We start from the raw sequence: 25,591 nt of genomic DNA on the forward strand, positions 1-25,591 counted from the left end.
GTGCTCCGTTGCGGACAAAGGGACCGTCCCCCTTGTCCGCAACGGGACAATGCTGCGGGGGCTTAGAACTGGACGTTCGGGGTCTGGCGGGCGTCGGCGTCGGCCGAGAAGCCCTGGCGCGGCGCGCGACCGCCGGCAACAAGGCTGCCCGGGAAGGTCTGGATCGCGTTGTTGTACATCATCACGCAGTCGTTGTAGCTCATGCGCGCGTAGCTGATGCGGTTCTCGGTATCGGTGAGCTCGGCCTGAAGCTGCTGGAAGTTTGCGCTTGCCTTGAGGTCGGGGTAATTTTCGGCAACGGCGAGCAGGCTGTTGACGGCGCCGGTGAGGCGGGCGGACGCCTGCATCTTCTCCTCGGGGGAGGCGGCCTTGGCCACGGCGGCGCGCGCGTCGGTCACGCTCTGGAGGGTTGCCGATTCGTGGGCGGCGTAGCCCTTAACGGTCTCGACTAGGTTGGGAATAAGGTCGTTTCGGCGCTGGAGCTGGGCGTCGATGGTGGCCCACGCGGTGTCGCACTTGTTGGAGGCGCGGACGATACCGTTGCTCACCGAGATCATGGCGACCACGGTAACGACGACGATAACAGCGATGATGACGAGCGCGACAACCATGATGCCTCCGATGAATCGGGCGGGTCGCGCGCGGCGCCCGCAAGAAGAAATGGCGGAGGAGGAGGGATTCGAACCCTCGGTACGGGGGTACCGCACGACGGTTTTCAAGACCGCTGCATTCAACCACTCTGCCACTCCTCCGAGGGTGCGAGCCCCTCTATCTTAACGGACGCGACGGGTAAAATGGGCCACGTGCTCGCATCTGCGCAGAAAGGAATCAACGACTTGAATCGACCCGCGGCTGGAGGTCGTCGATGAGCAGCAAGACTGACGAGAAGTTCATGCGGCTTGCCCTTGAGGAAGCGGCCGCGGCCGCCGAGGAGGGTGAGGTGCCCATCGGCGCCGTTGTGGTGTGTAACGGCGAGGTCGTGGCCCGCGCTCATAACCGGCGCGAGACCGACCTGGACCCATCGGCGCACGCTGAGTTCTCGGCGATGGTCGCCGCATCGCGGGCGCTCGGGCGCTGGCGGCTCACCGGTTGCACGGTGTATGTGACGCTCGAGCCGTGTCTCATGTGCGCGGGTCTGATGGTGAACGCGCGCATCGACCGATGTGTGTTCGGCGCGGCCGACCCCAAGGGCGGCGCGCTCGGGACCCTCTTTGACGTGAGCCACGACGAGCGGCTCAACCACGAGTTCGAGGTCGAGGCGGGGGTTCTTGCCGACGAGGCCGCCGATCAGCTCCGCGACTTCTTTCGCGAGCGTCGCCGGGCCGCGAAGGCGGCAAAACAGGCCGCTGCGGCGGCTGAGAATGCGGAAGTCTGACTTTTCCGGGACTAAATTGAATTCCGCTGAGTAGCCGAGGTTTGCCAACTCGGCAAACGCATGAAATGGAACCCCTTTCTGCAAAGGGGTTCCATTTTAGTCCCGGAAAAGTCGGCCGAGCATGTGAGGCGCTGCGTTTAACCCAGCATCACGGACCCGACGAAGACCAAAACGGCCATCACGGCGGCAAAACCGAACGAGTATTTGGCGATTTTGCCCAGGGTCTCGCCATCTTTGCCACGGGGCTGCACGCTGCGCAGCCGATGGCGATGTTCTGCGGGCTGATCATCTTGTCGGCGGAGGTGTCGAGCGAGTTGGCGGCCACGAGTCACATCGAATCCTTACCGAGCGTTTGGGCGGCGTCGAGCTAGACGTTGCCGAAGAGCACCTCGCTGGAGGTTCCGGACTCGACCACGAAGGTGCCGAGGGCGTCGACCAGCGGCGCGACCAGCGGATAGAAGCCGCCGCCGACGGCGACGAAGAACGCAGCGATGCTGCTGATCATGTCGGAGTAACCCATGATCTTCGCGACGGCCAGCACGCCGAGCACGGTGAGGACCGTCTTGGTCGTCTGGACGCAGGCGTCCTTGAGTACGCCGAGCATCTCGCGGACGCTGCAACCTTGGATCACGACGCCGATGATGCCGCAGATCATGATGAGGACGCCGGGCGTGTCGATCCACGAGAAGGCCAGGGTGGCCGACGGGTCGCCCTGGTAGATGTTCAACGTGGTCGAAATGGACGAGAGCGGCACGTAGATGGGTGGAAAGAGCTTGCAGATAAACAGCAGCAAAAGGAAGATCAGGATGAACGGCGACCAGTGAGACGACCGAGCCGATGACGACGGCGAGGTTCAGGCAGATGAACATGGAGCCGACGAGCTCCGCAGCTGCTAGCGAGATGTCGGCGACCAAGGTGATGGGCAGCACGCCCTTGAGGCCCTTGGGGCCGCAGCCTACCAGCATGACCATAAGAATCGGGCAGGCGACGATGAAGGGAATCGCCTGGATGGTCTGGGTGGTGGCTTTCTGGATCGGGTCGAGGCCGGTGATGGAGACCAGGGTGGTCGTCGAGATGCCGATGGAGCCGAACATGGTGGGCATGGAGTTGGCGATGGGACACGCGAGGATGGGTTCCATGGGCGCCACGCCGACGGCGACGAGCATGCTCGCGGGGATGGCCACGGCGGTGCCGAGGCCGGCCACGCTCTTGAGGAACGCGTCGAAGCACCAGCCGATGAGCAGCACGAGCACGCGCTCACCGGTATTATCACGCCGCTCACGGGAGGCGAGGCTCGCTAACACATCTAAAACGCCGCGCCGCAAACCTGTCATTTCGTGCGGCACTGGGAACCTGCCACCCGGTACAGGTCTGTCCCCAAACCGCTGCAGAAAGGGGACTGTCCCCAAATTGCAGGCGGGCACGGCGCGCTTAGATCACCTGGAAGATAAAGAAGTCGAGATAATGGCTCTCGGGTACGCCCCAAAGGATGGGATGGTCGGGCGCCTGTTGGCGCTCCTCTACCTGCTTGAGCTGCACGTTTGCCTGGTGAGCGGCGTCGGCGATTGCCCCGGCGAGAAGGTCGCGCGTCATAAAGTGGCTGCAGCTGCAGGTGGCCAGGTAGCCGCCGCGGGGCAGCAGGCGCATGGCGGCGTAGTTGATCTCACGGTAGCCCTTGGTCGCGTGGTTCACGGTGTTGCGGCTCTTTGTGAATGCGGGCGGGTCGAGGACGATGAGGTCGAACGGGCCGCCCTCCTCGCGCAGACGCGAACGGTCGCGCGAGAGCTCCGGCAGGTACTCAAGAACATTTGCGCAGGTAAAGCCCATGCCTCCGTCGAGGCCATTGAAGCGGGCGTTCTCGGCGGCGAGGTCGATTGCGGTTTGGCTTACGTCGACGCAGCGCACGAACTCGGCGCCGCCCGCCGCGGCGTTGAGGCCGAAGGGGCCCACGTGGCAGAAGCAGTCGAGCACGCGGCGGCCCGCGGCGATCTGCCGCACGGCGCGGCGGTTGTACTTCTGGTCCAGGAAAAAGCCGGTTTTCTGGCTGTTCTCGATATCGAGGTCGAACTTGAGGCCGTTCTCGGCGACCACGATGCGCGACGTGGCGGGAACCTCGGCGCCCTCGCCGTCCCACCAGCCCTTGTACTGGGCAAGGCCTTCCTTGGCACGCGATGGCGAGTCATTGCGCTCATAAATAGCGGTAACGTTCTGACCATCTGCCTGCAACGTATTGAGCAGAAGGGGATAGATGATCGGTCGCAACAGCTCCATGCCGACGGTGCCCACCTGGGTAACGAGCACGTTCTCGTAGCGGTCGACGATGAGGCCCGGCATCTGGTCGGCCTCGGAGAAGACGACGCGGCAAGTGTTGGTGTCCGGCTCGCAACCGGGCAGGGCGCGGCTGCCCATGGCCACGCGGCGGTGGTTCCAGGCGTAAGCCACGCGGCGCGCCCAAAACGCCTCGTCGATGCGGTCGTTGGCGTTACGGGTCACGATTCGCACGCGGATCTTCGACTCCTGGGAGATGAGGCCCGCACCCTGCCAGGTGCCGTTTTCCTCAAAGACGTCGACGACGGCGCCGTTGGCCACGGGGGTGCCGCCGGCCGCGGGCTCGCAGCTGAGGACCTCGCCCTCGAAGACCCACGGGTGACCGCCCTTGAGCGCGCGGGCCGCCTTGCGCGTAACGACGACCTTCGGGTACGGACGTGCCTGTTTCATCGCGATGCCTTTCTTGGGGTTGCGTAACCGCGCCGACGAACCTGTCATTTCGTGCAGCTGCTGGTGACAGGTTCTACGTGCTGCACAACGAACCTGTTACCACGTGCAGGTCTGTCCCAAAAGCGCTGCCAAAAGGGGACTGTCCCCTTTTGGCAGGCGCGAACCTGTCACCCGGTGCAGGTTGGGGTTAGTAGTGGCGACCGTAGCGGCCGCCGCCGATGCTGCGGCCGCGGGAGCGTGAGCCGGCGAACATCGTGCGCGTGGGCTTCTTTGTGCTGCGGCCCTCCTGCGGGATGATGCGGCCGGCATCGTACGTAAAGCCCTTGAGGTCCCAGATGGGGACGAGCTTCTTGGTAAAGTACTCGATCTCGCGCAGGGGGCTGATCTCGTCGGGCGCCACGAAGGTGTAGGCGTGGCCGGTGGCGCCAGCGCGGCCTGTGCGGCCGATGCGGTGCACGTAGTCCTCGGGGTCCATGGGCACATCGAAATTGACGACGGCGTCGATGCCGGAGACGTCGATGCCGCGGCTCATCACGTCGGTGGCCACGAGCACCTGGATCTTGCCGGCGCGGAACTTCTCGAGGGCCTTCTCGCGGGCCTGCTGCGGGCGGTCGGCGTGCATAACATCCACCTTGACCTGCGCATTCTTGAGCATCTTGCATACGTCGTCCACGCGGTGCTTGGTGCGGCAGAAGACGAGCACGCGCTCAGGCTTCCCGCCCGCGGCGCCGCCGGTCTGAAGAAGCGCGCGCAGAAGCTCGGGCTTCTGGGCCTGCGCTACGGGGCACAGGTGCTCTTCGACGGTGTCGGCCGTCTCGCCCACACGGGCGATCTCGACCGTAACGGGGTCGGTGAGCAGGGCGTCGATGGTGGACTTGATCGACGGCGGGATGGTCGCCGAGAAGAGCAGCGTCTGGTGCTTGGCGGGCAGCGCGTGCATGATGCGGCGAACGCTCGGCCAAAAGCCCATGTCCAACATGCGGTCGGCCTCGTCGAGGACCAGCGTCTGCACGCCCGCGAGACTCACGTGGTTGTGCTCCATGAGGTCCAGCAGGCGGCCGGGCGTGGCGACGAGAAGGTCGCAGCCGGCCTCGAGCTGCTTGATCTGCTTGTCGAACTTGGTGCCGCCCATGACGATGATGGCGCGCTGGTCCGTGTGCTCGCACACGACGCTCACGACCTTGTCGATCTGCGCGGCTAGCTCGCGGGTCGGCGTGACGACCAGTGCGTGCGGGCCCTTTCCCTCGGCGTCGGCAATGACCTGCAGCGTGGGCAGGCCGAACGCGGCCGTCTTGCCCGTGCCGGTCTGCGCGGAGGCGATGACGTCGTGCCCGGCGAGAACCTCGGGGATGGCGCCGGCCTGGACCGGCGTGGGGGTGGAAAAGCCAAGGGCCTCGACCCCGGCCAGGATCTGCTCGTTTAGCCCGAGCTCGGCAAATGAAGTAGTCATGACATCAAGTATTGCGCAAATCCGCAGGTCGTGCACGCGAGAAGAACGCGGACGTTGCGCTACCATCAAAGGGCACACGTCATTGCCGGCGGCAGACCGTCCGGCTCATAGGAAGGCGGGCGGTTCCATCAGCCTCCCCGTCGACCGCGAAAGGGTTTCTCGCAATATGCCCATCAACATTCCCGACGGCCTTCCCGCCAAAGCGACGCTTCACCAGGAGCGCATTTTTGCGCTTGAGGAGGAGGTTGCCAACAACCAGCAGATCCGCCCGCTGCACGTCCTCATCCTCAACCTCATGCCGACCAAGGTGGAGACCGAGACGCAAATCTTGCGCCTTATCTCCAAGTCGCCGCTCCAGGTGAGCTGCGACTTCATGCGCGTCGACAGCCATGAGGCCACGCATGTCTCGGCCGACCACCTTGTCAAGTTCTACGACACGCTCGAGGCGCTGAAGGACAACTACTACGACGGATTCATCGTCACCGGTGCGCCCGTGGAGCACCTCGAGTTCGAGAACGTGGACTACTGGGACGAGTTCTGCCGCATCGTCGACTGGTCGCAGACGCACTGCCTCTCGACGATGTATTTGTGCTGGGGCGCGCTCGCGGGGCTCTACCACCTTTACGGCATCCCCAAGAAGATGCTCGGCGCGAAGCTCTTCGGCGTGTTCAAACAGCGGCTCTGCGACGAGTACAACTTTCTCACCAACGGCTTTGATGAGGTGCACTATATGCCGCACTCGCGTCACGCCGCCATCGACACCGGCGAGTTGGCCAACCACCCTGAGCTGCAGGTTCTTTCCGAGGGCTTTACGTCGGGCCCCGCGCTTATCGCCACGCGCGACTTCCACGAGGTCTACGTGACCGGCCACTTCGAGTACGGCCGCGACACCCTTTCGGGCGAGTTCTGGCGCGATTTCCACAAGGGCCTGCCCATCCGCGTGCCCGAGAACTACTTCCCTGACGACGACCCCGAGCAGCAGCCGCTCTTTACCTGGCGCGCGCACGCCAACCTGCTGTATCGCAACTGGCTGAACTGGATCTACCAGATGACGCCGTACGACTTGGCCGAGATTCCACAGGTCATCGAGCAGCTGCGCGGCGGTGGCGACATCATGATGGACAAGTTCTAGGCAGGTGGCGAATCATGGCGGAGAAGACTGAGCTCATTACGGAGGAGCTGCTGGAACAGCTGCTCACGTCGGCCACGCCCGAGGCGTATTTGTTGTCTGAGTGCGCGACGGTGGACCGAACTTTGCCCGATTACCTGTACGAACTTCTCGACGCGCATGGTCTGAAACGCGCCGATGTGGTGCGGGCGAGCGGCATCAACGCCACGGTTGTCTACGACGTCTTCCAGGGCAAGAGCCGCCCCGGGCGCGACCACGCCATCATGTTGGCGTTCGGCCTGGGCTGCGACCTGCGCGAATGCCAGCGTCTGCTGAGGCTCGCCGGCGTGTCTGAGCTGTGGTGCAAGGTCCGTCGCGACGCGGTGCTCATCTGGTGCATCGAGAACGGGCGCACGCGCGAGCAGGCCGACGACGAGCTGTACCGTTTGGGCGAGAAGACCCTTCTGGGCACGGGACCGCTGCGCTAGACGGTCCCCGCCTTGGCTGCTGCGCAGGGTTTGGCCGCTCGTGCGACGTAAACCGGAATCCCGTGCATGGTTTTGCCGCTTGTGCGACGTTCTTTTATATGAATTCCTCCGTTTTGGGTTCTGTGCGGACTAGCCAACTGGGGTTTTATGGACGCCCGTTTGCTTTAAGGGCAAATTTACGTCGCACGAGCGGCAAAACCTTGCAGCCGGTTCGCGAAAACGTCGCACGAGCGGCAAAACCTTGCAGCCGGTTCGCGAAAACGTCGCACGAGCGGCAAAACCTTGCAGCCGCAGCACCGCTCGCCGATTCAGCTGGCAACTGAAGAACCGCCCACCTGTGGTGCATAAACTGGTTAATTGGTGCTGCGAGCTCCCGCGCTGGGGGGTATCCCGGACGCGCCAAGAAGACGGGAGCGCTTTGAACGACGAGCAGATCATGCATGCCATGAGCCTCGACGACGTGTATCACGTCGATCGAATGCTTGCGCATGGCGCGGGCGGCCTGACCGAGCTCGTGTCCATCGACGGCGCCGGCCCTTTCGTTCGCAAGAAGCTTCCGCTCGAAATCGCAAACCAAAGCGTCTGGTCGACCATCGGCGCCATCGATTGCAAGCGACTGCCCAAGGTGGAGGCGTCGTATTTGCTGCCTGACCAGTACGTTGTTGTGTATGATTACGTTCCCGGGCAGACGCTCGAGGATTTGATCTCGGGCTGCGGGCGCCTGAATGCTGCCGAGGCGGCGTCTCTTGTCGGCGACATCTGTGAGGCCGCGGCGGCGCTGCATTCCTGCGGCATCATCCACCGCGACCTAAGCCCTCGAAACGTCATCGTGGCGGCGGACGGCGCGCACCTCATCGACCTCGGCATCGCCCGCGTTCGCGTCGAGGGCGCGAACCGTGATACGACGTCGCTGGGCACGCGCGGGTTCGCGTCTCCCGAGCAGTATGGCTTTGCGCAGACCGACGCGCGCTCCGACGTGTACGCCATCGGCAAGCTGTTCGGATACATGCTCACCGGCATGCAGCCGGACGGAGAGGCGTACGAGGCCGAGCTATCTGACCCGGCGGCGGTTGACCCGCGCCTCGCGGCGGTCGTTCGCCGCGCGTGCGCGTTCGAACCGAGCGCGCGGTACCAGTCGGCGGTCGCGCTTGCCGAGGCCATTCACGTGTTCGAGGACGAGATCCTGGGCAAGCGCGATGGCGGGGCCGTACCGGCCGCCGCGCCCGCGCAGGGCGCCTCCGATGCATCGCCCGACGGCAAGAAGCACATCTTCCCGCTGATGGCAAAAGTGCTGTTCGCGATAGGTGCCGCGGCTCTTATCGCCGCTATTGTGCTTGCGGTGCGGCTGGCGCTTGGCGGCGGGTCCGGCGACGCGGTGTCGAGCGATGCGGGCGGCGGTTCGATTGCGACGGGCGCGGCGGACGCGACGACCTCCGGCTCCACCGGCGACGCGAGCGGCCTTGCCGACGCGACCGCGCAGAAAATCGTCCAAGACTCCGCGGCGTACGGCATCTCCCAGGGCTTCAAGACCGTGGCCGAGTCCGGCGGCGCGGGCATGAGCGACGAGGACTTCACGCTCGAGCTCGCAGAATCCGGCTGGTCGGCAGGCGACGGCGGCTACGTCCATTTCGCCTTCGGTGTTCGGAACACGAGCGAAAACACGGCCATTACGCTGGCAAATGTTGAGATCACGGGATACGATGCGGACGGTAATCTGCTGTTTAGCCAGGATGCTGGCTTTATGATCGCCTTGCCCAACCAGGTCTCGTACTTCGCGGGCCAAGCGGGTGGCGGCCCCGCGCCTGCGCGCGTCGAATTCAAGCTGCAGAGGATCTCGACCACTTCGGCGAGGCATATGGACGGCGACCTCCAGATGAAGGTGGACAGCCTTTCGGTCAACAAGGGCTCCTACTTCACGACCTTCGTCGGCACGTATTCCGTGACGGGCGACGAGGCCGGCCTCGCGAGCATCCCGTCGTACCTGTCGACGACCGGCATCACCCTTGTGCTGCGCGACGAGGCCGGAAACATCGTCTACGGCACCAACACCTACGACTACGACCTGTCCCTCGGCGAGGACAAGACATTCCAGATCAACGCGAGCGACCTGCCTGCCTACGCGACCGTCGAGGCCTACGCCCATCCGCGGTAGGGACGGCGGGGCGGACTGGGGCGGCGCGACGGCATCCCCATTTGGGCGCAAAACGGTCATTTCAGCGCTTTAAAAGTAGCCGAAACGTCCGTTTTGCGCCCCGCTGTGCGACGCCAGCCGTCGGCGCGATTCAGTTGGTAGCTGAGGAATTACTCTCGCGGTGGCTCTTTACTTTCAGGTGTTTTATAGGCTTGAAGTAAGGAGCAACTCATGGAAGACCAGCCTGCCGTCGTCGCCAAGAAAGGGTCGGCGCTCATTCCGTCAATCGTCACCATTGCAGCCGCGGTGCTGCTGTGCGCGAGTTATTTCCTGCCGTTCACCTCGGTAAAGGATGAATCGGCCGCAACGAGCATTTTTGCGCAAGCCTATGAGATCAACGAAGGCTCTGATCTTACCGTAAGCGACTTGGCGAACCCTTCGATTGTCACCTGGGCGCGTTTTTACAAGGCGTATTGCGACAGGCTCGAGCGCCCGGTCACGAGCTCGCTGAACGATTATTCGATCATGCTCTGGGTCATCGTTGTCTCTGGGGTTGCCGCCGTCCTAGCGCTGCTCTTCGCCCTTTTGCGCAAGGCGACACCGACGTCGCTTCTCGCCCTTGCAAACCTCGGGTTGATCTCTTTTGTGGGCTGGTATTTCGAGAAGTACGGCCCTGTGTCGAGCGGCGCTGCCAGCAATTGGGCGTTCGGTCGCCTGGTCATGCTCGGGTCCGCCGCGGTTCTCACCGCCGCCGGCGTGTGGCTCTTCGTGGCCAAGCGTGCCGAAAAGAAGGCCGCGGCAGCTTAGACGACGGGCGGGATTTGTCGGTCAGGCATTAGGTTCTCGCCGTTCGCGGAACCGCACGCGTAATTCAGTTGCCAACTGAGGAATTGCTTTCCGCGCCTTTTCAGAATGGTCTCACCGGCAAATAACGCCCAGTTGATTGGAGTAAACCATGAAGAAGACGGCGGCGATTATCCTTTCTGCGGCACTTGCGCTCACCTTGGGGGCGTGCGGGTCTTCTTCGTCGAAGAAGTCCAGCTCCGATAGCTCGTCGACGACTGCGCAGGAGCAGACCACGACGACCGAGAAGAAGGAAAAGACCAAGACCGAAACCAAGGCCGAGGAGCCCGCGGCCGAGACGGAGGAGGCTCCTGCAGCCTCCGGCAGCAAGTCCTCATCTGAAGTGGACCCTGATCTTAAGGAGACATTGGACGGCTACGAGAAGTTCATGAGCGAGTACGTCGAGTTCATGAAGAAGTACCAGAGCTCGGACAACGTCGCCTCGATGCTCGCCGACTACGGAAAGATGATGACGAGCTATTCGGAATGGGTCTCCAAATTCGACGCGATCGACAGCGATAGCCTTTCTTCGGCCGATCGCGCCTATTACCTCGAGGTGCAGGGCCGCGTGCTCCAGAAGCTCTCTGAGGTTCTTTAACGCCCTGAATATAAATTTGTGGGAGAGCGACAGCCTGTTTAAGGTGAGCATCGAGTCTCCTCGGGAGCTTACTGAGCTCACCTGGCCGACCGTCGGCCCTGCTTCGGTTGTTCCTGCCCCCGAGTCAACTATGGGGAAGACCGATGTCAACACGAGCGACCGGTACTGTGTTTGGATCGGCAATACTCCAATCAAGAGCTACTCGGCCTATGTCGACAAGTTGATGTCCGCAGGATTCAACGTTGACTACAGCCGTAGCGAGAAGTGGTTCAAGGCCAAAAATGCCGAAGGTTACGATATTCTCGCCGAGTATTTGGGCTATGACACTATGTACATCTGGGTTGATGTGCCCGAGGAATAACGCGTCCCATTCTGAAGAAACAGGCGGCGGGTTTTGCACCCGCCGCCTTTTATGTGCTAGTTATTGCCTGTCCTCAAGAAGGCTGGGCTAGACCTTCTCTTTTAGGTAATCGCGGAATGTGGGGATATCGAAGGCCACAATGCCTCGGCCTCGCTCGCCTATCACGCCCTGGTCGGGCAGCCTGCGTTTATATTGGCTGGCGTAACCGCTTGATACGTTCATTCGTTTGGCGATGTCGGAGACGCGGCTTTCGTTGGGGCCTTCGAGCATCGCGGCAGGAAACCGCAGGTCGACTTCGGACAGCTCCCTATACGTTGTTTCCAATATGCGGTCGCGCATCTCAAGGCGTGCGAGCTTCGAGCCGACACTGACGTTTGCGGCAGTAATAACGTTAGCTTCTCCAGCCATATCCCAAATACGATAGCCGACGAGCTGCATCATGAAAGGGGGTCCGCCGATTGAAGCCACCGCTTTCTCCAACGCGTCGCCCTCTATGGTCTTCCCCGCGCCTCGATGGTCTTGATCAGTGCGTCTGCGATCTCGAAGTCGGGAATTCTTCCCAATTGATGTTGCTGGGAGCGACGAAGAAACGAGGCCGAGTCATCGCGCAGTAGCGCCGAAACCTTGTGCGGAAGTTCCGCCATAAGAAGGGCCGTTTTGCGTCCTTCTCGAACAAAGTGCTGGTAAACGGAGGTGAGCTGAAGCATCTCTTCGTTGCTGACGTTCACCTCGTCAATCGTTATGAGGAGGCCCATATCAAACCTATCGAGTTGCTTGAACAGTGCGTTCATGCGGGCGCGCCAATTGTCCTTCTCGGCTTCCTTGAACTCCCAATCCAAATCGATGCCGCCTATGGAAACCCCCTTTAGACGGGCGCCCTCACGCTTGGGGATAAACTCCGAAGCAGCTTTGTTTGCGCGTTCCAGGATATCCTCGAGCATCCCGGGGGCGGCGGAAACATTTGCCGAAATCCAGTCGTGTGCGAGGGCGGCTTGAGAAAGGTAAGCCAGTAGCGCTGTTTTACCTGCCCCACGCTCCTGCGACATCGGCCTCACGCTAGCTCGGCACGCTGAGAGCCCCGTAAGACTTTCATAGCCGAGATCCGTAATGCTGGCCTGCTCGATGCCGCTGCGCTCCAGGTTTGCGGACCTTGCTCTAAACAAACTTCGTCGAGTGTGCACCTTAATTCGGACCGCCGAGTAAGAGCGGCCGAATTTGACCGGGATATCTGGGAAAACGCGATTGAAAATCGGGTGTATACCTGCCCCTGCGCAATTAAGGTGCGCACTCGACGAAGTTTGTACACGAGTAGCTCGCGGCGGACCTCAAATTCCGGGCATCGCCCCCGCCTGCGCGTCCGCGGCTATACTGGAACGTCAGCAAACAACACGCCCGGAGGCCGCATGGAATCGCTGTACACAAAGTATCGCCCGCAGACGTTTGAGCAGGTCGTAGGCCAAAAACACGTGGTCGAGACGCTCATGCGCGCCGTCGCCGAGCACAAGACGAGCCACGCGTACCTCTTCTGCGGCCCCCGCGGCACGGGCAAGACGACCATGGCGCGCCTTCTTGCCAAGGCCCTCATGTGCGAGCGCGGCGAGGGCGAGATGCCCGACGGCACCTGCGAGCAGTGTCGCCTCATCGCCGCGGGCGAGCACCCCGACGTGGCCGAGCTCGACGCCGCGTCGCGCACCGGCGTCGACAACGTCCGCGACGAGATCATTAGCCGCGTGAACTACGCCCCGACGATGGGTCGTTACAAGGTTTATATCATCGACGAGGTCCATATGCTCACGACGGCGGCGTTCAATGCGCTGCTCAAGACCCTTGAGGAGCCGCCCGACCACGTCGTCTTCATCATGTGCACGACCGACCCGCAAAAGGTTCTGCCCACCATCCTCTCGCGCGTCCAGCGCTTCGATTTCCATGCAATCGCGCCCGACGAGATGCAGGCCCACCTGGCCTACGTCTGCGGACGCGAGAGCTTTACCTTCGACGGCGATGCCCTTGAGCTGGTTGTCCGCCACGCGCGCGGCGGCATGCGCGACGCCCTGACGTCGCTCGAGCAGCTCTCGGTCTTTGGCAACGGCCACATCGGCCTCAAAGCCGCGCAGGATTTCCTCGGCGAGGTCGCCGGCTCCGTTTTGGGCACGACCGCCATGGCACTGGCCCAGCGAGATGTGCCGACTCTCTTTGCCGAGGTAGAGAAGCTCGTCGGTTCCGGCCGCGATCTGCTGCAGTTTACGCGCGAGTTGGCGAGCCATGTGCGCGACGTGTACGTCGTGGCCGCGGCTCCCGGCGCCGTGGGCGCCGTCTCCGCGAGCGGCGAGGCCCTCGAGGCCCTGCGCGCGGAGGCCGCCGCGTTTGGCTCGCCCGACCGCGCGGCTCGCGTGCTCACCGTCCTCGGCGATGCTTCCAACGAGATGCGCACCGCCACCAACCAGCGGCTCGTTCTCGAGATCGCCTTTACCCGCCTCGCCCGCCCCGAGACCGATCTGACCATTGAGTCCCTAGCCGATCGCTTGGCGACCCTCGAGCAGAAGCTCTCATCGGGTCAGTTCGCGCCCTCGGCGCCGGCAACCGCCCAGCTCGCGCCCGCCGCAACCCAGCAGATCCAGCAAGTCGCTGCCCAACCTGCTTCGCCCGCGCAGGCCCCCGCACCTGCGCCTGCCCCGCAGCCGAAGCCCGTCGCAGCTCCGCAGGCTCCGGTGCGGCAGGTCCCCGCGGCCGCGTCGGCCGCCCAACCCGCCCCGCCCGCAGTTGATGCGAGTCGCGCAGCGAGCGGCGCCGCACCCGCGGCGCCTTCGGCCCCCGTTGCCCCTGCGGCCCTGCAGCGAGCCTGGAAGCAGATCGTCGACGGCCTGCGCCAGTCGGCGCCCGCGAAGGGTTCTCTCCTGCTGAGCGCGTTCCCCATCTCCGACGACGGCCAAACGCTGAGCATCGGCCTTCCCGCCGGCTCGAAGTTTGCCCTCAAGATGCTCGACCGCGCCGACGTCCGCGCCGTGGTGGAGCCCGCCATCGGCGCCGTTATCGGCCCGCGTAAGTATACCGTTACCGAGCAAGGCGGCGGCGCGGCGCCTGCGGCTCAAGCGCCCGCGCCGGCCCCGAAGCCTCAACCCGCCGCAGCTCAGGCCACTCGTCCATCGGCTCCGGCCCCGCGCCAGAAAGCTCCGCGCTACAGCGCGCCCGCCCCATCGCCCGCCACGACTCCCGAGCCCGAATACGCCCTCGTCGACGCCTACGCCTCATATGGCGCCGCGCCCCAGCCCGCCGATGACTACCCGATGCCCTGGGACGCCCTCGCGGCCGCCCCGGCACCGCAGCGGCCCGCGGCACCGCAGCGGCCCGCGGCACCCGCTCAGCCCGCACCCCCTGCTCCGACGGCCGCTCAACGGCCCGTCGCTGCCCAGGTTGCGGCTCTTGCCAACAACGGCGCCGACGCCGCGGCCGCTCAACCCGTCCCCGAGGACCTCGCCCCCGAGTTCAGCGACATCCTGGACGGCCTCACCGCCGTTTTCGGCGCGCCGACCGCCGTTTCTGTAGAGAAGGCCGATGCGGACGATGCGACCGGCGACGTCCCGTATGATGACGAGGGCGCCGACCCGGCCGACGGCTCCGACGAGTTCACCGACGAGCCGACCGACGACGCCGACGACGAAGAGTAACCCCGCGGGCCGCGAGGCCCGCTGCCAGCGCGGGCCCGCGCCCGCCGCAACTACCAGGCGCTTCTTGCCAAGGAAGCCGAATCGAGAGGAACCACCATGGCAAAGGGATTCAACATGGGCGGCATGAACCGCAACCAGATGATGGCTCAGGCCCGCAAGATGCAGGAGCAGCTGCTCGCCGCGCAGCAGAAGGCGTCTGAGACCGAGGTGACCGCCAGCGCCGGCGGCGGCTCCGTCAAGGTGACTGCCACGGGTGACATGCGCATCACGTCGCTCACCATCGACCCCGAGGCCGTGGACCCCGAGGACGTCGAGATGCTGCAGGACATGGTCCTGGCCGCCGTCAACGACGCGCTCTCGTCCGCCGAGCAGATGGCCAGCCAGCAGATGAGCGCCCTGACCGGCGGCCTCAACATCCCGGGCCTCTTCTAATCGAGCGCCCCGGCTACTCGCTGACACGCCAATAAACCGCAGGTCAATCACCTTATGGACTACACCGCAAACGATGGACACGCCCTTCAGCGGCTTCTTGATGAGCTGGGCAGGCTCCCGGGCATCGGCCCGAAGTCGGCCCAGCGCATTGCGTACCACCTGTTGGAGGCCGACGCCGAGGAGGCCCGCCGCCTCGCGCACGCGATTCTCGAGGTAAAGCAGCAGGTTCACTTCTGTCCCGTCTGCTTTAGCTATGCCACGCGCGAGCGTTGCGACATCTGCGCCAACTCGTCGCGCGACCGCTCGAGCATCTGCGTCGTCTCCGAGCCCCGCGATGTGCAGGCCATCGAGCGCACCGGCACCTACCGAGGCCTTTATCACGTGCTCGGCGGCGTCATCAGCCCTATGGACAAGGTCGGCCCCGACCAGCTCCATGTCCGCGAGCTTCTTGCCCGTCTGGCGTCCGATGAGGTGGGGGAGGTCATCTTGGCCACAAACCCCGACGTTGAGGGCGAGACGACCGCCACATACCTGGCCCGTCAAATCCGCCCGCTCGGCGTGTGCGTCACGCGCCTCGCGAGCGGCCTGCCCGTCGGTGGAGACCTTGAGTATGCCGATGAGGTCACGCTCGGCCGCGCCATCGAGGCGCGCCGCGAACTATAATCTGAGCATATACGCAGCTTAAACACACCACGCGCCGGCTTGCCGTGCGCATACAGAGAGGACCGATATGGCATCCCTCCGCGATACCGAGTTCGATCAAGCGCCCGCACCGGTCGGCGTCCAGGTCGACGACGAAGGTAATCAGGCCCCGGTGCCCGTCGATCCTAATTCCATCACCACGTTGCGCGCCGGTCAAGGCGCCGAGGTCACCACGCGCGAGAACGCCTCTCACGCGGCGGGCATCGCGCGCAAAAACGCCGAGAGCCGCTTTCGCAAGCGCCACTCCTCCGATAAGCTGTCGAGTGCCGCTGCCCGCGCGAGCAAGCGACTGACCAGCGATGATGCGTCGGCGGCCGACGGGCCTGAGCGCACGAGCAAGAACATCTTCATGATCGTGGGCGCGGCGATTCTTGCCCTCGTCGTGCTGTTCTTGCTGGTCAGGTGCGTAACCGGCGCGCTGACGTCGCAGAATGCCGCGCCCGAGCAAAATCAGCAGTCCGAGCAGCCCACCGAGGCCCAGCAGCAAGAGGCTTCCGCGGACGGCTCAGTTGTGCTCCACGGCGTCAAGTACGCGCTTGCCCAAGGCGAGGGCGGCGCATGGTGGGTCACGGCCGACGGCGAGGCCGCGTTCAGCTTGAGTGGCACCCCGACCGCAATAATCCTGTGCAACGGCGTGCTCGTCGTGCCCGAGAACCTCGCCAGCGGCTGGGACCTTATGGCCTACATGCCCGCCGCCGGCTCGCTGCCCACGCAGGTGACCGACTCCGACGGCAACGCGGTCGGCGGCTCGGGCGCCGTGACCTCGGCCGCCCTCGACGGCTCGACCCTCGTTGTGAATGACTCGACCGGAGCTACCACCAACGTCTCCCTCTAACCCGCCTACCATTTGGGGACAGTCCCCTTTCCGCAGCGGTTTGGGGACAGACTTTGAGGCGCGGCAACTATTTCGGAATCTCGCAAAGTATTTTGAAATTCCTACTAGACATCGTGTCGCGAGGTGTGTAATAATAATCCTCGCGCAAGGCGCACGGGGTGTTAGCTCAGCTGGTTAGAGCGCCGGCCTGTCACGTCGGAGGTCGAGGGTTCGAGTCCCTTACATCCCGCCATTGCACTGAATGGGGCCCTCTTCGGAGGGCCCTTTTTCGTGCTGAAAAGACGAGAGGAATGTCCCTCTGTCTTATCTGGCGCGGTATGATTACGTGCAAGTCGCAGCTCACGAGACAAGGCCCTCGCATGCAGGCAGGTTTCACTACAACCAAGATCGCCGTGTTCGACTACGACGGCACCTCCGTTGACGGGCAGTCGGGCTCGCTTTTTACCACGTACCTGCTCACGCACGGCATGATGTCGCTGCCGCGCGCGCTGCGCCTCGGTTGGTGGGGCATCCGCTACAAGCTGCACCTGCCGTTCAGACAAGACGAGGCTCGTGAGCTTGTCTTCGGCGCCCTGGGCGAGATGACGCCCGAGCGAATCGCGCAGGTTATGCGCGATTTCCACGACGAGGTCCTAGGCAAGAAGTACCGTAAGGCGGCTATCGCCGAGGTGACGTGCCGCCGCGAGGAGGGTTGCGTCACGCTGCTCGTCTCGGCCACGTTTGATATCATCGCCGACGCCGCGGCCGAGGTGCTGGGCGTCGACGCCGTGCTGGCCACCCACATGGAGCGCGACGAGCAGGGCCGCTACACCGGCCGCGTCGAGGGTACCGTTGTGGCGGGCGATCAGAAATTCCGCGCCGTCGCCGATTGGTGCGATGAGAAGTTCGGCGCGGGCGCGTGGAAGCTCGCTTACGCCTACGGCGACCACCACACCGACGAGGACCTTCTTGCCCGCGCTGGCACCGCGTTCGCCGTCTGCCCCGGCCAGTCCCTCAAGTCCATTGCCAAGAAGCGCGGCTGGCAGATCCTGGATTGGGACGACTAGTGCCGCAAGGCAAAAAAACGCAGCCGTACGAAGGCGATAAATCGCCGGTAAACGAGGTTTCGGCGACTTTTGGCGATACTGAGCTCGAGGCTTTTCGGACCCGTGTGCGCGAGCAGGGGCGCGAGCTGTACCGCGACCTGCCATGGCGCCGCACGACCGATCCGTACAAGATCTGGATCAGCGAGGTCATGCTGCAGCAGACGCAGGTGAGTCGCGTGGATGGCCGCTGGCAGCGCTGGCTCGCGCGGTTCGACAGCGTAGGTGCGCTGGCCGCGGCCGACGTGGCAGACGTGCTCGACGAGTGGCAGGGACTGGGGTACAACCGGCGTGCGCTCGCCGTGCATCGCGCGGCGCAGGCGATTGTGGCCGCGGGCGGGGAGTTCCCGCAGGAGGCGTCGGCGCTCACTTCGCTGCCGGGAATCGGCCCCGCGACGGCGGCGGGCATCCGCGCTTTTGCCTTTGACCTGCACGGGGTTTATCTGGAGACGAACGTGCGGACCGTCATGCTGCACGAGCTCTTCGCTGGGCGCGAGGACGTTTCGGACCGGGAGATCGTGCCCTTGGTCGAGGCGACGTGTCCGCCTGACGGCGGTTTTGCGCGCGCAGGAGGCGGCGTCGGTGACGTGGACGGTGTGGACGACGCAGACGACCCGCGCAGCTGGTATTACGCGCTGCTCGACTACGGCGCCTACCTCAAGCGGACGGTGCCGAACCCGTCGCGTCGGTCGAGCGGCCACGCGCGACAGTCGCGCTTCGAGGGATCGCGCAGACAGAAGCGCGCCGCGCTTGTGCGGGCGCTTCTTGCCAGGCGAGAGGGCGCGAGCATAGACGCGCTGGTAGATGCCGTGGTTGCGGAGGGCATCGAGCTCGACGCCGCTCTTGCCGCAGACCTCCTCGTCGAGCTTTCCGCCGAGGGTTTTTGCCACGAGACAGACAATCTCTGGCGTCCCTAGCCGCTGCACCGGGTGACAGGTTTCTGGTGCGGACAAAGGGGCAGCCCCTTTGCCCACGTTCCTGGTGGACAAAGGGACTGTCCCTTCTGTCCGCACGTAGAACCCGTCACTACATGCTGCACAAAATGACAGGTTCGGTGTGCCAACGGCGGATTCTCCTGTCGCGGCATCCGGGTTATCGCCTTAAGCGATAATGAATTGCCACAATCGCGGGGCTACGCTCGCGTCGCGCCGCGCCGTACTATTCAAAACATCGAAAATACGCGCCGCCGAGCCCGAAACCAAACCAAAATCAGCGGCGGCTCAACGAAAGGAATCTCAAAATGACGTTCAAGCTCAACCCCACCTTTGCCCAGGACCCCGCCAAGCACTTCGACACCCTGCAGATCCACGCCGGCCTCGAGCCCGACCCCGTCACCGGCTCCGCCGCGCTTCCGATCTACGCCTCCGCGGCCTTTCAGTTCGACTCCGCCGAGGACGGCGCCGCAAAGTTCGCCCTCTCCAAGCCGGGCAACGTCTACGGCCGCCTGACCAATACCACCACCGACTCCATCGCCGCCCGCGTGGCCGCCCTCGAGGGCGCTGCCGGCGCCGTCGCCGTCGCCTCCGGCCACGCCGCGGAGATCCTCGCCCTCACCAACCTGGTGGGCGCTGGCGACCACATCGTCGCCTCCGACTCCCTCTACGGCGGCACCTGGAACATCTTCCTTCACACCCTGGGCGACCTGGGCGTCGAGACCACCTTCGTCGAGAACAACAACATCGACGCCTTCGTGGCCGCCACCAAGGAGAACACCAAGCTCTGGTACGTTGAGACCATCGGCAACCCGCTGGTGGACGTGGCCGACGTGCCCGCCATCGTCGAGGCCGCCAACTCCCTGCCCGAGCCCGTGCCCGTGTTCGTGGACAACACCTTCGCCACGCCGTACCTCTACCGTCCGGCCGACGACGGCGCGGCCGTGGTCATCGAGTCTCTCACCAAGTGGATCGCCGGCCACGGTGTGACGCTGGGCGGTGCCGTCATCGATGCGGGCAAGTTCGACTGGAAGAAGACCCCGGGCAAGTTCGCCACCCTCACCGAGCCCGACCCCTCCTACCACGGCGTCGTCTTCGCCGACGCCGCCCCCGCCGCGCCCTTCTCCACGCGCGTCCTGGCCAACAAGCTGCGCGACTTCGGACCGACGCTTTCGCCGTACGCGGCCCAGCTCATCGGCCTCGGCATCGAGACGCTCAGCCTGCGCGTCCAGCGCCACTGCGACAACGCCCTGGCTGTGGCCAAGTTCCTGGAGGGCCACCCCAAGGTCAGCTGGGTGCGCTACTCCGGCCTGGAGAACGATCCCAGCCACGAGGTCGCGTCCCGCGTGCTCAAGAACGGCTTCGGCGGCGTGGTAGTCTTCGGCGTCAAGGGCGGCCGCGACGCGGGCCTCAAGGTCGTGGACAACGTCAAGCTCTTCACGCACCTGGCCAACGTTGGCGACGCCAAGTCGCTGATCATCCACCCGGCCACCACCACGCACTCCCAGCTCACGGCCGAGCAGCTCGAGGCCGCGCACCTCTCCGAGGACCTCATCCGCCTGTCCATCGGCATCGAGAACGCCGACGACATCATCGCCGACCTTGACCAGGCCCTCGCTAATGCGTAAGCGACTCCGCCAGCAAGAATAAACCGCGCGTCAGCCCCCGGAAGCCTCGGCTTTCGGGGGTTTCGCGCTCGCCAAAGGTCTGTCCCCAAACCGCTGCAGAAAGGGGACTGTCCCCAAACCGCTGGCACAAAATGACGGGTTCGCGGCGGTGGGGTGTTGCGCCTACCAGCTGCAATGCAGCGCTCGCGGAATGTCGCGGACGCGGCCCGCGCCGAACTGGTAAAACTGACTATATGTCAAAACGCGTTGGAAGCCGCAGGCGCCGGCCCGCGGCCAGGAATAAGCGATAGGAGCGCATCGATGGACACCCTCGACAGCAGCCTCTACCTCAGCAACGACGACCTGCACCTGCTCGGCAACGGCAACTGGTATCGCAGCCACGAGAAGCTCGGCGCTCACCCCGCCGTGGCCGAGGACGGCACCAAGGGCTACCACTTCGCCGTTTGGGCCCCGCACGTGCAGTCCGTCGCGGTCGTTGGCGACTTCAACGACTGGAACGAGACCGCCTTCTACCTCAACCCCGCCTCCTCGGGCGACGTCTGGGAAGGCTTCGTCCCTGGCGTCAAGGCCGGCCAGCTCTACAAGTACCTGCTCGTCTCCCACAGCGGCGAGAAGATTTACAAGGCCGATCCATATGCCTTCTTCTCAGAGCTGCCCCCGGGAACCGCCTCCATCACCTGCGACCTTGCGGGCTACGCTTGGAAGGACGCCTCCTACATGGCCGAGCGTGCCGAGCGCCCCATGCTCAAGAGCCCGCTCAACATCTTTGAGGTGCACCTGGGCAGTTGGAAACGCCATGGCGACGAGCCGCAGGGCGAGCCTCGCGAGGACGGCACATGGCCCGGTCCCGGCGATCCCTTCCCCGCGCAGCGCGGCACCCACTACACCTATGACGACCTCTCAAAGGAGCTCGTCGCCTACGCAAAGAAGATGGGTTACTCCCACATCGAGGTCATGCCCCTCTCCGAGCACCCCTTCGACGGCTCCTGGGGCTACCAGTCCACCGGCTACTTCGCGCCGACCTCGCGCTACGGCAACCCCAAGCAGCTCATGCACTTCATCGACGCCTGCCACAAGGCCGGCATCGGCGTCATTATGGACTGGGTCCCCGGTGGTTTCTGCGCCGACTCCCACGGCCTCGCCAAGTTCAATGGCGAGATGCTCTATGAGCACGAGATCCACCCCAACTGGGGCACCCACAAGTTCGACTTCAGCCGTGGCCAGGTCCGCAGCTTCCTCGTGTCCAATGCGCTGTACTGGGTCGAGACTTACCACATCGACGGTATCCGCATGGACGGCGTCTCCTCGATGCTCTACATGAACTTCGGCATCGACGACCCCGGCCAGAAGAGGTTCAACAAGTACGGCACCGAGGAGGCGCTCGACGCGTCCGCCTTTATCCGCCAGACGAACTCCGCGATGGGCCAGCTCCACCCCGACGTCATGATGATCGCCGAGGAGTCCACCGCCTGGCCGCTCGTCACCTATCCGCCTTCGGACGGCGGCCTCGGCTTCCACTTTAAGTGGGACATGGGCTGGATGAACGACACGCTTCATTACATGCAGACCGACTTCCCGTGGCGTCCGGGCAACCACCGCATGCTCACGTTCTCTTCCATGTACCAGTTCAACGAGAACTTCATACTGCCGCTCTCCCACGACGAGGTCGTCAACGGCAAGTGCTCGCTCATCACCCGCATGCCGGGCGACCAGTGGCGCCAGTTCGCCGGCCTGCGCGCGCTCGCCTTCTACCAGATGACGCACCCCGGCGGCAAGCTCAACTTCATGGGTAACGAGATCGGCCAGTACATTGAGTGGCGCTACTACGAGGGCATCGAGTACTTCCTCACCGAGTACGACACCCACCGCAATGAGCAGGTTTTTATTGAGGCGCTGAACAAGTTCTACAAGAAGAACCCCGCCCTGTGGCAGCGCGGCTACGAGTCCTCCGGCTTCGAGTGGCTCGACGCCGACAACTCCGACCAGTCCATCATCAGCTTCATCCGCCGCGGCGACGATCCCAAGGACGACCTGGTCATCCTCATCAACTTCGACATCAACCCGCGCGAGGACTTCCGCTTGGGCGTGCCGGAGTGGGGCGTCTACGCCGAGAAGTTCAACTCCGACGCCGCCGAGTACGGCGGCTCCGGCGTGGTCAACGAGGGCCGTTTGCGCTGCGAGGAGGTTGGCTGGAACGGCCGCGCGCAGTCCGTCGTCGTGCGCATCCCGCCTTTGGGCGGCATCGTGCTGCAGAAGGTGGCCACGCAGGCGAGGCCCAAGGCAAAGGGCGCCGCGGCCGTCAAGCACAAGGTGACCGCCAAGAAGGCTGCGGCCAAAGCCGAAAAACCTGCCACGACCACCACAAAGGCCGCAAAAACCGCTGCTAAGGCAACGCCCGTCGCAGAAAAAACGTCCGCCGCGGCAAAATCCGAACCCGCCGCAGCTCAGAAGGCCAAGACGCCCGCATCAGCGAAGAAGGCTCCTGCAAAGCCCGCGGCCCCCGAAACCAAACCCGCCGCAGCTAAGGAGCCTGCGAAGGACAAAGCAGCCGCGGCCGCCAAGCCGGCCAAAAAATCCGCAACCGTTAAGAAGACGGTCAAGGCTTCCGCAAAAACCAAATAATCGATGTAAAATCACGGGGCTGTCCTGCACAAGGGCGGCCCCGTTTCGTGTGTATCGGCACTCTGCCGCCGCAGCCACGATACCGCGCCGCGCACCCCAACCCGCGGCCACCAGTACCGCCAACGACCATGCAAAGGGAGAGAAATGGCCACTTACCAGCAGATTTTCAAGGACAAGAAGGACTTTGAGGAGCAGTACCGCGCCGCGTGCCAGGCCGAGCTCGGCAAGACCTTCGAGCAGTGCTCGCTGCTCGAGCAGTTCCAGGTGCTCGCCAAGCTCGTCGCCTCTAAGGGCAACGCCCAGCTTCCCGTGTCCCACACCACCGACGAGAAGAAGGTCTATTACTTCTCCCTCGAGTTCCTCATCGGCCCGCTTCTGGACAACTACCTCATCAACTACGGCGCGCGCGACCTCGTGGCCGACGCCATGAAGGACATGGGCTCCGACCTCGATGCCGTCTGCCGCCAGGAGGTCGACCCCGGCCTCGGCAACGGTGGCCTCGGCCGTCTTGCCGCGTGCTTCCTCGCTTCCATGGCCCACAACGGCATCGCCGGCTACGGTAACGGCATGCGCTACCGCTACGGCCTGTTCCACCAGGACATCGAGGGCGGCCGCCAGGTCGAGACCACCGACAATTGGCTCGCCAACGGCTTCCCCTGGGAGACCCGCAAGGACGCCTCCGCCGTTCTCGTGCGCTTCAACGGCCACGTCGTGCGCCACGAGGGCGCCGACGGCAAGTACTGGTTCACCGAGGAGGGCGGCGACCTCGTTCGCGCCGTGCCCTACGACGTGCCCATCATCGGCTACGCTGGCAAGGTCGTGAACAAACTTCGCCTGTGGTCGGCCGAGCCCGCCTCCGAGGACTTCGACCTCGACGCCTTCAACGACGGCGACTACGCCAAGGCCAACAAGTTCCGCTCCGACGTCGAGGCCATCTCGACCATCCTGTACCCCAACGACGCCGGCGAGCACGGCCGCCTGCTGCGCCTCAAGCAGGAGTACCTGTTCGTCTCCGCCGGCCTGCAGACCATCCTGCGCACCTATGAGAAGGAGTATGGCCCCAAGTGGGAGGACCTCGGCAAGCACGTCTGCGTCCACACCAACGATACCCACCCCGCCATGTGCGGTCCCGAGCTTATGCGCATCCTCGTCGATGAGAAGGGCGTCGACTTCGACCTCGCCTTCAAGATCGCGCACGAGACCGTCTCGTTCACCAACCACACCGTTATGCCCGAGGCCCTGGAGAAGTGGCCCATCAACACGTTCCGCAACCTGCTGCCGCGCCTCTACATGTTTATCGAGGAGATCGACCGCCGCTGGCGCGACGGCCTCTCCGAGAAGCTCGCTGAGGGCGCCAACTGGAACGACGTCCTGCGCAACACCGCCATCCTCTGGGACGGCCAGGTCCGTATGGCCAACCTCTCCATCATCTTCAGCCACTCCGTCAACGGCGTCTCCGCGTTGCACTCCGACATCCTCAAGCGCGAGACCTTCCACGACTTCGCCCAGATGGAGCCCGGGCTCTTTAACAACAAGACCAACGGCGTGACCCACCGCCGATTCCTCCGCGAGGCCAACCCCTCCTATTCCAAGATCATCACCGAAGCCATCGGCGAGGGGTGGTTGAACGACGCCGACGAGCTCAAGAAGCTCGAGGCTTTCGAGTCCGACGCCAGCTTCCTGTCCTCCATGGACGAGGCCAAGAAGGTCAACAAGGAGCGCCTCGCCGCTTACGTCAAGGAGACCTCCGGCATCGTCCTGGACACCAACATGGTCTTCGACGTGCAGGTCAAGCGCTTCCACGCTTACAAGCGTCAGCTCCTCTCGGTCTTTAAGGTCCTCGACCTGCGCAATCGCATCCTCGACGATCCGAACTTCGAGATTCAGCCCACGGCCTTCATATTCTCCGGCAAGGCCGCCCAGAGCTACACCTTCGCTAAGGAAGTCATCCGCCTCATCAACTCGCTCGCTGACGTCGTGAACAACGACTCCCGCGTCAACGAGAAGATCCGCGTCGCCTTTGTGCCCAACTTCGCCGTGTCCAACGCGCAGTATATCTACTCCGCCGCCGACATCTCCGAGCAGATCTCGCTCGCCGGCACCGAGGCCTCCGGCACCTCCAACATGAAGCTTATGATGAACGGCGCCCTGACCCTGGGCACCCTCGACGGCTCCAACGTCGAGATCTCCGAGCTCGTTGGTCCCGAGAACATCAAGATCTTTGGCATGAAGACCGAGGAGGTCGAGGAGCTCCAGCGCTCCGGCCGCTACTATGCCTGGGATATGTACAACAACGATCGTGGCCGCACCGGCCGCATCGTCGACCAGCTCACCGACGGCACCCTCGCCAACCTCTCCGGCAACTTCGAGTCCGTCCACGACCACCTCATGGTCGAGAACGACCCGTACCTCGTTATGGCCGACTTCCACTCCTACGTCAGGGCTTGGGAGGAACTCACTGCCGGCTACTCCGACCGCGCCGCTTGGAACAAATCCGCCCTCCACAACACCGCTAACGCTGGATTCTTCTCCAGTGACAGAACTATCGCGGAATACACCGCAGATATCTGGCACATTTAAACTTAGTTCGCAAACGGGGGGATGAGCCCTCATCCCCCCGT

23 protein-coding genes, 2 tRNA genes and 1 pseudogene are annotated in these 25,591 nt (G+C 64.0%); 18 read left to right on the top strand and 8 right to left on the bottom strand.

Going from position 1 to position 25,591, the window contains the following annotated elements; genetic code table 11:
• Window positions 1-62 precede the first annotated feature (62 nt).
• Complete coding sequence (locus tag U5709_RS07575) at window positions 63-611, bottom strand: LemA family protein (RefSeq protein ID WP_321972195.1); 549 nt, start codon at window positions 609-611, stop codon at window positions 63-65.
• A 50-nt stretch (window positions 612-661) separates the two neighbouring features.
• Window positions 662-752 (bottom strand) — tRNA-Ser (locus tag U5709_RS07580).
• Window positions 753-865: 113 nt separating this feature from the next.
• Here U5709_RS07580 and tadA point away from each other — a divergent pair.
• Together tadA and U5709_RS07590 are read left to right on the top strand one after the other, a co-directional pair.
• Window positions 866-1,375, top strand: coding sequence for a tRNA adenosine(34) deaminase TadA (gene tadA / locus U5709_RS07585; protein WP_321972196.1), 510 nt, complete (start codon window positions 866-868; stop codon window positions 1,373-1,375).
• A 65-nt stretch (window positions 1,376-1,440) separates the two neighbouring features.
• The gene (locus tag U5709_RS07590) at window positions 1,441-1,746 is read left to right on the top strand and encodes a hypothetical protein (RefSeq protein ID WP_321972197.1); all 306 of its coding nucleotides are present in this window, start codon (window positions 1,441-1,443) and stop codon (window positions 1,744-1,746) included.
• Here U5709_RS07590 and U5709_RS07595 read toward each other — a convergent pair.
• From U5709_RS07595 to U5709_RS07605, 4 genes and pseudogenes are all read right to left on the bottom strand, one after another.
• The gene (locus U5709_RS07595; protein WP_321972198.1) at window positions 1,743-2,168 is read right to left on the bottom strand and encodes an L-lactate permease; all 426 of its coding nucleotides are present in this window, start codon (window positions 2,166-2,168) and stop codon (window positions 1,743-1,745) included. The genes U5709_RS07590 and U5709_RS07595 overlap by 4 nt on opposite strands.
• Before the next feature lie 28 nt (window positions 2,169-2,196).
• Window positions 2,197-2,709 (bottom strand): annotated as a pseudogene (locus tag U5709_RS10675) (L-lactate permease); the annotation flags it as partial.
• Between the two features lie 97 nt (window positions 2,710-2,806).
• Window positions 2,807-4,093 (bottom strand): class I SAM-dependent rRNA methyltransferase, encoded by a 1,287-nt coding sequence (locus tag U5709_RS07600; RefSeq protein WP_321972199.1) that lies wholly within the window; start codon window positions 4,091-4,093, stop codon window positions 2,807-2,809.
• Between the two features lie 187 nt (window positions 4,094-4,280).
• Window positions 4,281-5,543 (bottom strand): DEAD/DEAH box helicase, encoded by a 1,263-nt coding sequence (locus tag U5709_RS07605; RefSeq protein WP_321972200.1) that lies wholly within the window; start codon window positions 5,541-5,543, stop codon window positions 4,281-4,283.
• Window positions 5,544-5,709: 166 nt separating this feature from the next.
• On the opposite strand from U5709_RS07605, the gene U5709_RS07610 reads away from it, so the two are divergent.
• From U5709_RS07610 to U5709_RS07635, 6 genes are all read left to right on the top strand, one after another.
• The gene (locus U5709_RS07610; RefSeq protein ID WP_321973124.1) at window positions 5,710-6,675 is read left to right on the top strand and encodes a homoserine O-acetyltransferase/O-succinyltransferase family protein; all 966 of its coding nucleotides are present in this window, start codon (window positions 5,710-5,712) and stop codon (window positions 6,673-6,675) included.
• 14 nt (window positions 6,676-6,689) lie between these two features.
• On the top strand, window positions 6,690-7,139 hold the full coding sequence (locus U5709_RS07615; protein ID WP_321973125.1) for a helix-turn-helix transcriptional regulator: 450 nt from the start codon (window positions 6,690-6,692) through the stop codon (window positions 7,137-7,139).
• A 418-nt stretch (window positions 7,140-7,557) separates the two neighbouring features.
• Complete coding sequence (locus tag U5709_RS07620) at window positions 7,558-9,291, top strand: serine/threonine-protein kinase (RefSeq protein ID WP_321973126.1); 1,734 nt, start codon at window positions 7,558-7,560, stop codon at window positions 9,289-9,291.
• Between the two features lie 210 nt (window positions 9,292-9,501).
• The gene (locus U5709_RS07625; RefSeq protein ID WP_321972204.1) at window positions 9,502-10,077 is read left to right on the top strand and encodes a hypothetical protein; all 576 of its coding nucleotides are present in this window, start codon (window positions 9,502-9,504) and stop codon (window positions 10,075-10,077) included.
• A 148-nt stretch (window positions 10,078-10,225) separates the two neighbouring features.
• The gene (locus U5709_RS07630; RefSeq protein WP_321973127.1) at window positions 10,226-10,711 is read left to right on the top strand and encodes a DUF6591 domain-containing protein; all 486 of its coding nucleotides are present in this window, start codon (window positions 10,226-10,228) and stop codon (window positions 10,709-10,711) included.
• A 43-nt stretch (window positions 10,712-10,754) separates the two neighbouring features.
• A complete protein-coding gene (locus tag U5709_RS07635) occupies window positions 10,755-11,072 on the top strand; it encodes a DUF6591 domain-containing protein (protein WP_321973128.1) in 318 nt (105 codons plus the stop codon).
• 87 nt (window positions 11,073-11,159) lie between these two features.
• Here U5709_RS07635 and U5709_RS07640 read toward each other — a convergent pair whose 3' ends face one another.
• Together U5709_RS07640 and U5709_RS07645 are read right to left on the bottom strand one after the other, a co-directional pair.
• The gene (locus U5709_RS07640; RefSeq protein ID WP_321972205.1) at window positions 11,160-11,513 is read right to left on the bottom strand and encodes a hypothetical protein; all 354 of its coding nucleotides are present in this window, start codon (window positions 11,511-11,513) and stop codon (window positions 11,160-11,162) included.
• Between the two features lie 50 nt (window positions 11,514-11,563).
• Window positions 11,564-12,118, bottom strand: coding sequence for a hypothetical protein (locus U5709_RS07645; protein WP_321973129.1), 555 nt, complete (start codon window positions 12,116-12,118; stop codon window positions 11,564-11,566).
• Between the two features lie 357 nt (window positions 12,119-12,475).
• On the opposite strand from U5709_RS07645, the gene dnaX reads away from it, so the two are divergent.
• The 10 genes from dnaX (at window position 12,476) to U5709_RS07695 (ending at window position 25,550) form a co-directional block, all read left to right on the top strand.
• On the top strand, window positions 12,476-14,737 hold the full coding sequence (gene dnaX, locus U5709_RS07650) for a DNA polymerase III subunit gamma/tau (protein ID WP_321973130.1): 2,262 nt from the start codon (window positions 12,476-12,478) through the stop codon (window positions 14,735-14,737).
• Between the two features lie 96 nt (window positions 14,738-14,833).
• Entirely contained in the window at window positions 14,834-15,169 is a 336-nt protein-coding gene (locus tag U5709_RS07655; RefSeq protein WP_321972209.1) for a YbaB/EbfC family nucleoid-associated protein, read from the top strand.
• Between the two features lie 54 nt (window positions 15,170-15,223).
• A complete protein-coding gene (gene recR / locus U5709_RS07660; RefSeq protein ID WP_321972210.1) occupies window positions 15,224-15,832 on the top strand; it encodes a recombination mediator RecR in 609 nt (202 codons plus the stop codon).
• Window positions 15,833-15,899: 67 nt separating this feature from the next.
• A complete protein-coding gene (locus U5709_RS07665; protein WP_321972211.1) occupies window positions 15,900-16,706 on the top strand; it encodes a hypothetical protein in 807 nt (268 codons plus the stop codon).
• A 155-nt stretch (window positions 16,707-16,861) separates the two neighbouring features.
• Window positions 16,862-16,938: transfer RNA gene (locus U5709_RS07670), tRNA-Asp, on the top strand.
• 127 nt (window positions 16,939-17,065) lie between these two features.
• Window positions 17,066-17,752, top strand: a complete 687-nt coding sequence (locus tag U5709_RS07675; RefSeq protein ID WP_321972212.1) for an HAD family hydrolase — start codon at window positions 17,066-17,068, stop codon at window positions 17,750-17,752.
• Between the two features lie 104 nt (window positions 17,753-17,856).
• A complete protein-coding gene (locus tag U5709_RS07680; RefSeq protein ID WP_321972213.1) occupies window positions 17,857-18,705 on the top strand; it encodes an adenine glycosylase in 849 nt (282 codons plus the stop codon).
• 323 nt (window positions 18,706-19,028) lie between these two features.
• Window positions 19,029-20,348: an O-acetylhomoserine aminocarboxypropyltransferase/cysteine synthase family protein gene (locus U5709_RS07685; RefSeq protein WP_321972214.1), complete on the top strand. Its 1,320-nt coding sequence runs from the start codon at window positions 19,029-19,031 to the stop codon at window positions 20,346-20,348.
• A gap of 300 nt (window positions 20,349-20,648) precedes the next feature.
• A complete protein-coding gene (gene glgB, locus U5709_RS07690) occupies window positions 20,649-22,970 on the top strand; it encodes a 1,4-alpha-glucan branching protein GlgB (protein ID WP_321973131.1) in 2,322 nt (773 codons plus the stop codon).
• A gap of 144 nt (window positions 22,971-23,114) precedes the next feature.
• Window positions 23,115-25,550, top strand: coding sequence for a glycogen/starch/alpha-glucan phosphorylase (locus U5709_RS07695; protein ID WP_321972216.1), 2,436 nt, complete (start codon window positions 23,115-23,117; stop codon window positions 25,548-25,550).
• The last annotated feature ends 41 nt before the right edge of the window (window positions 25,551-25,591 follow it).

This window comes from Paratractidigestivibacter sp. (assembly GCF_963660155.1).
GTDB lineage: Bacteria > Actinomycetota > Coriobacteriia > Coriobacteriales > Atopobiaceae > Paratractidigestivibacter.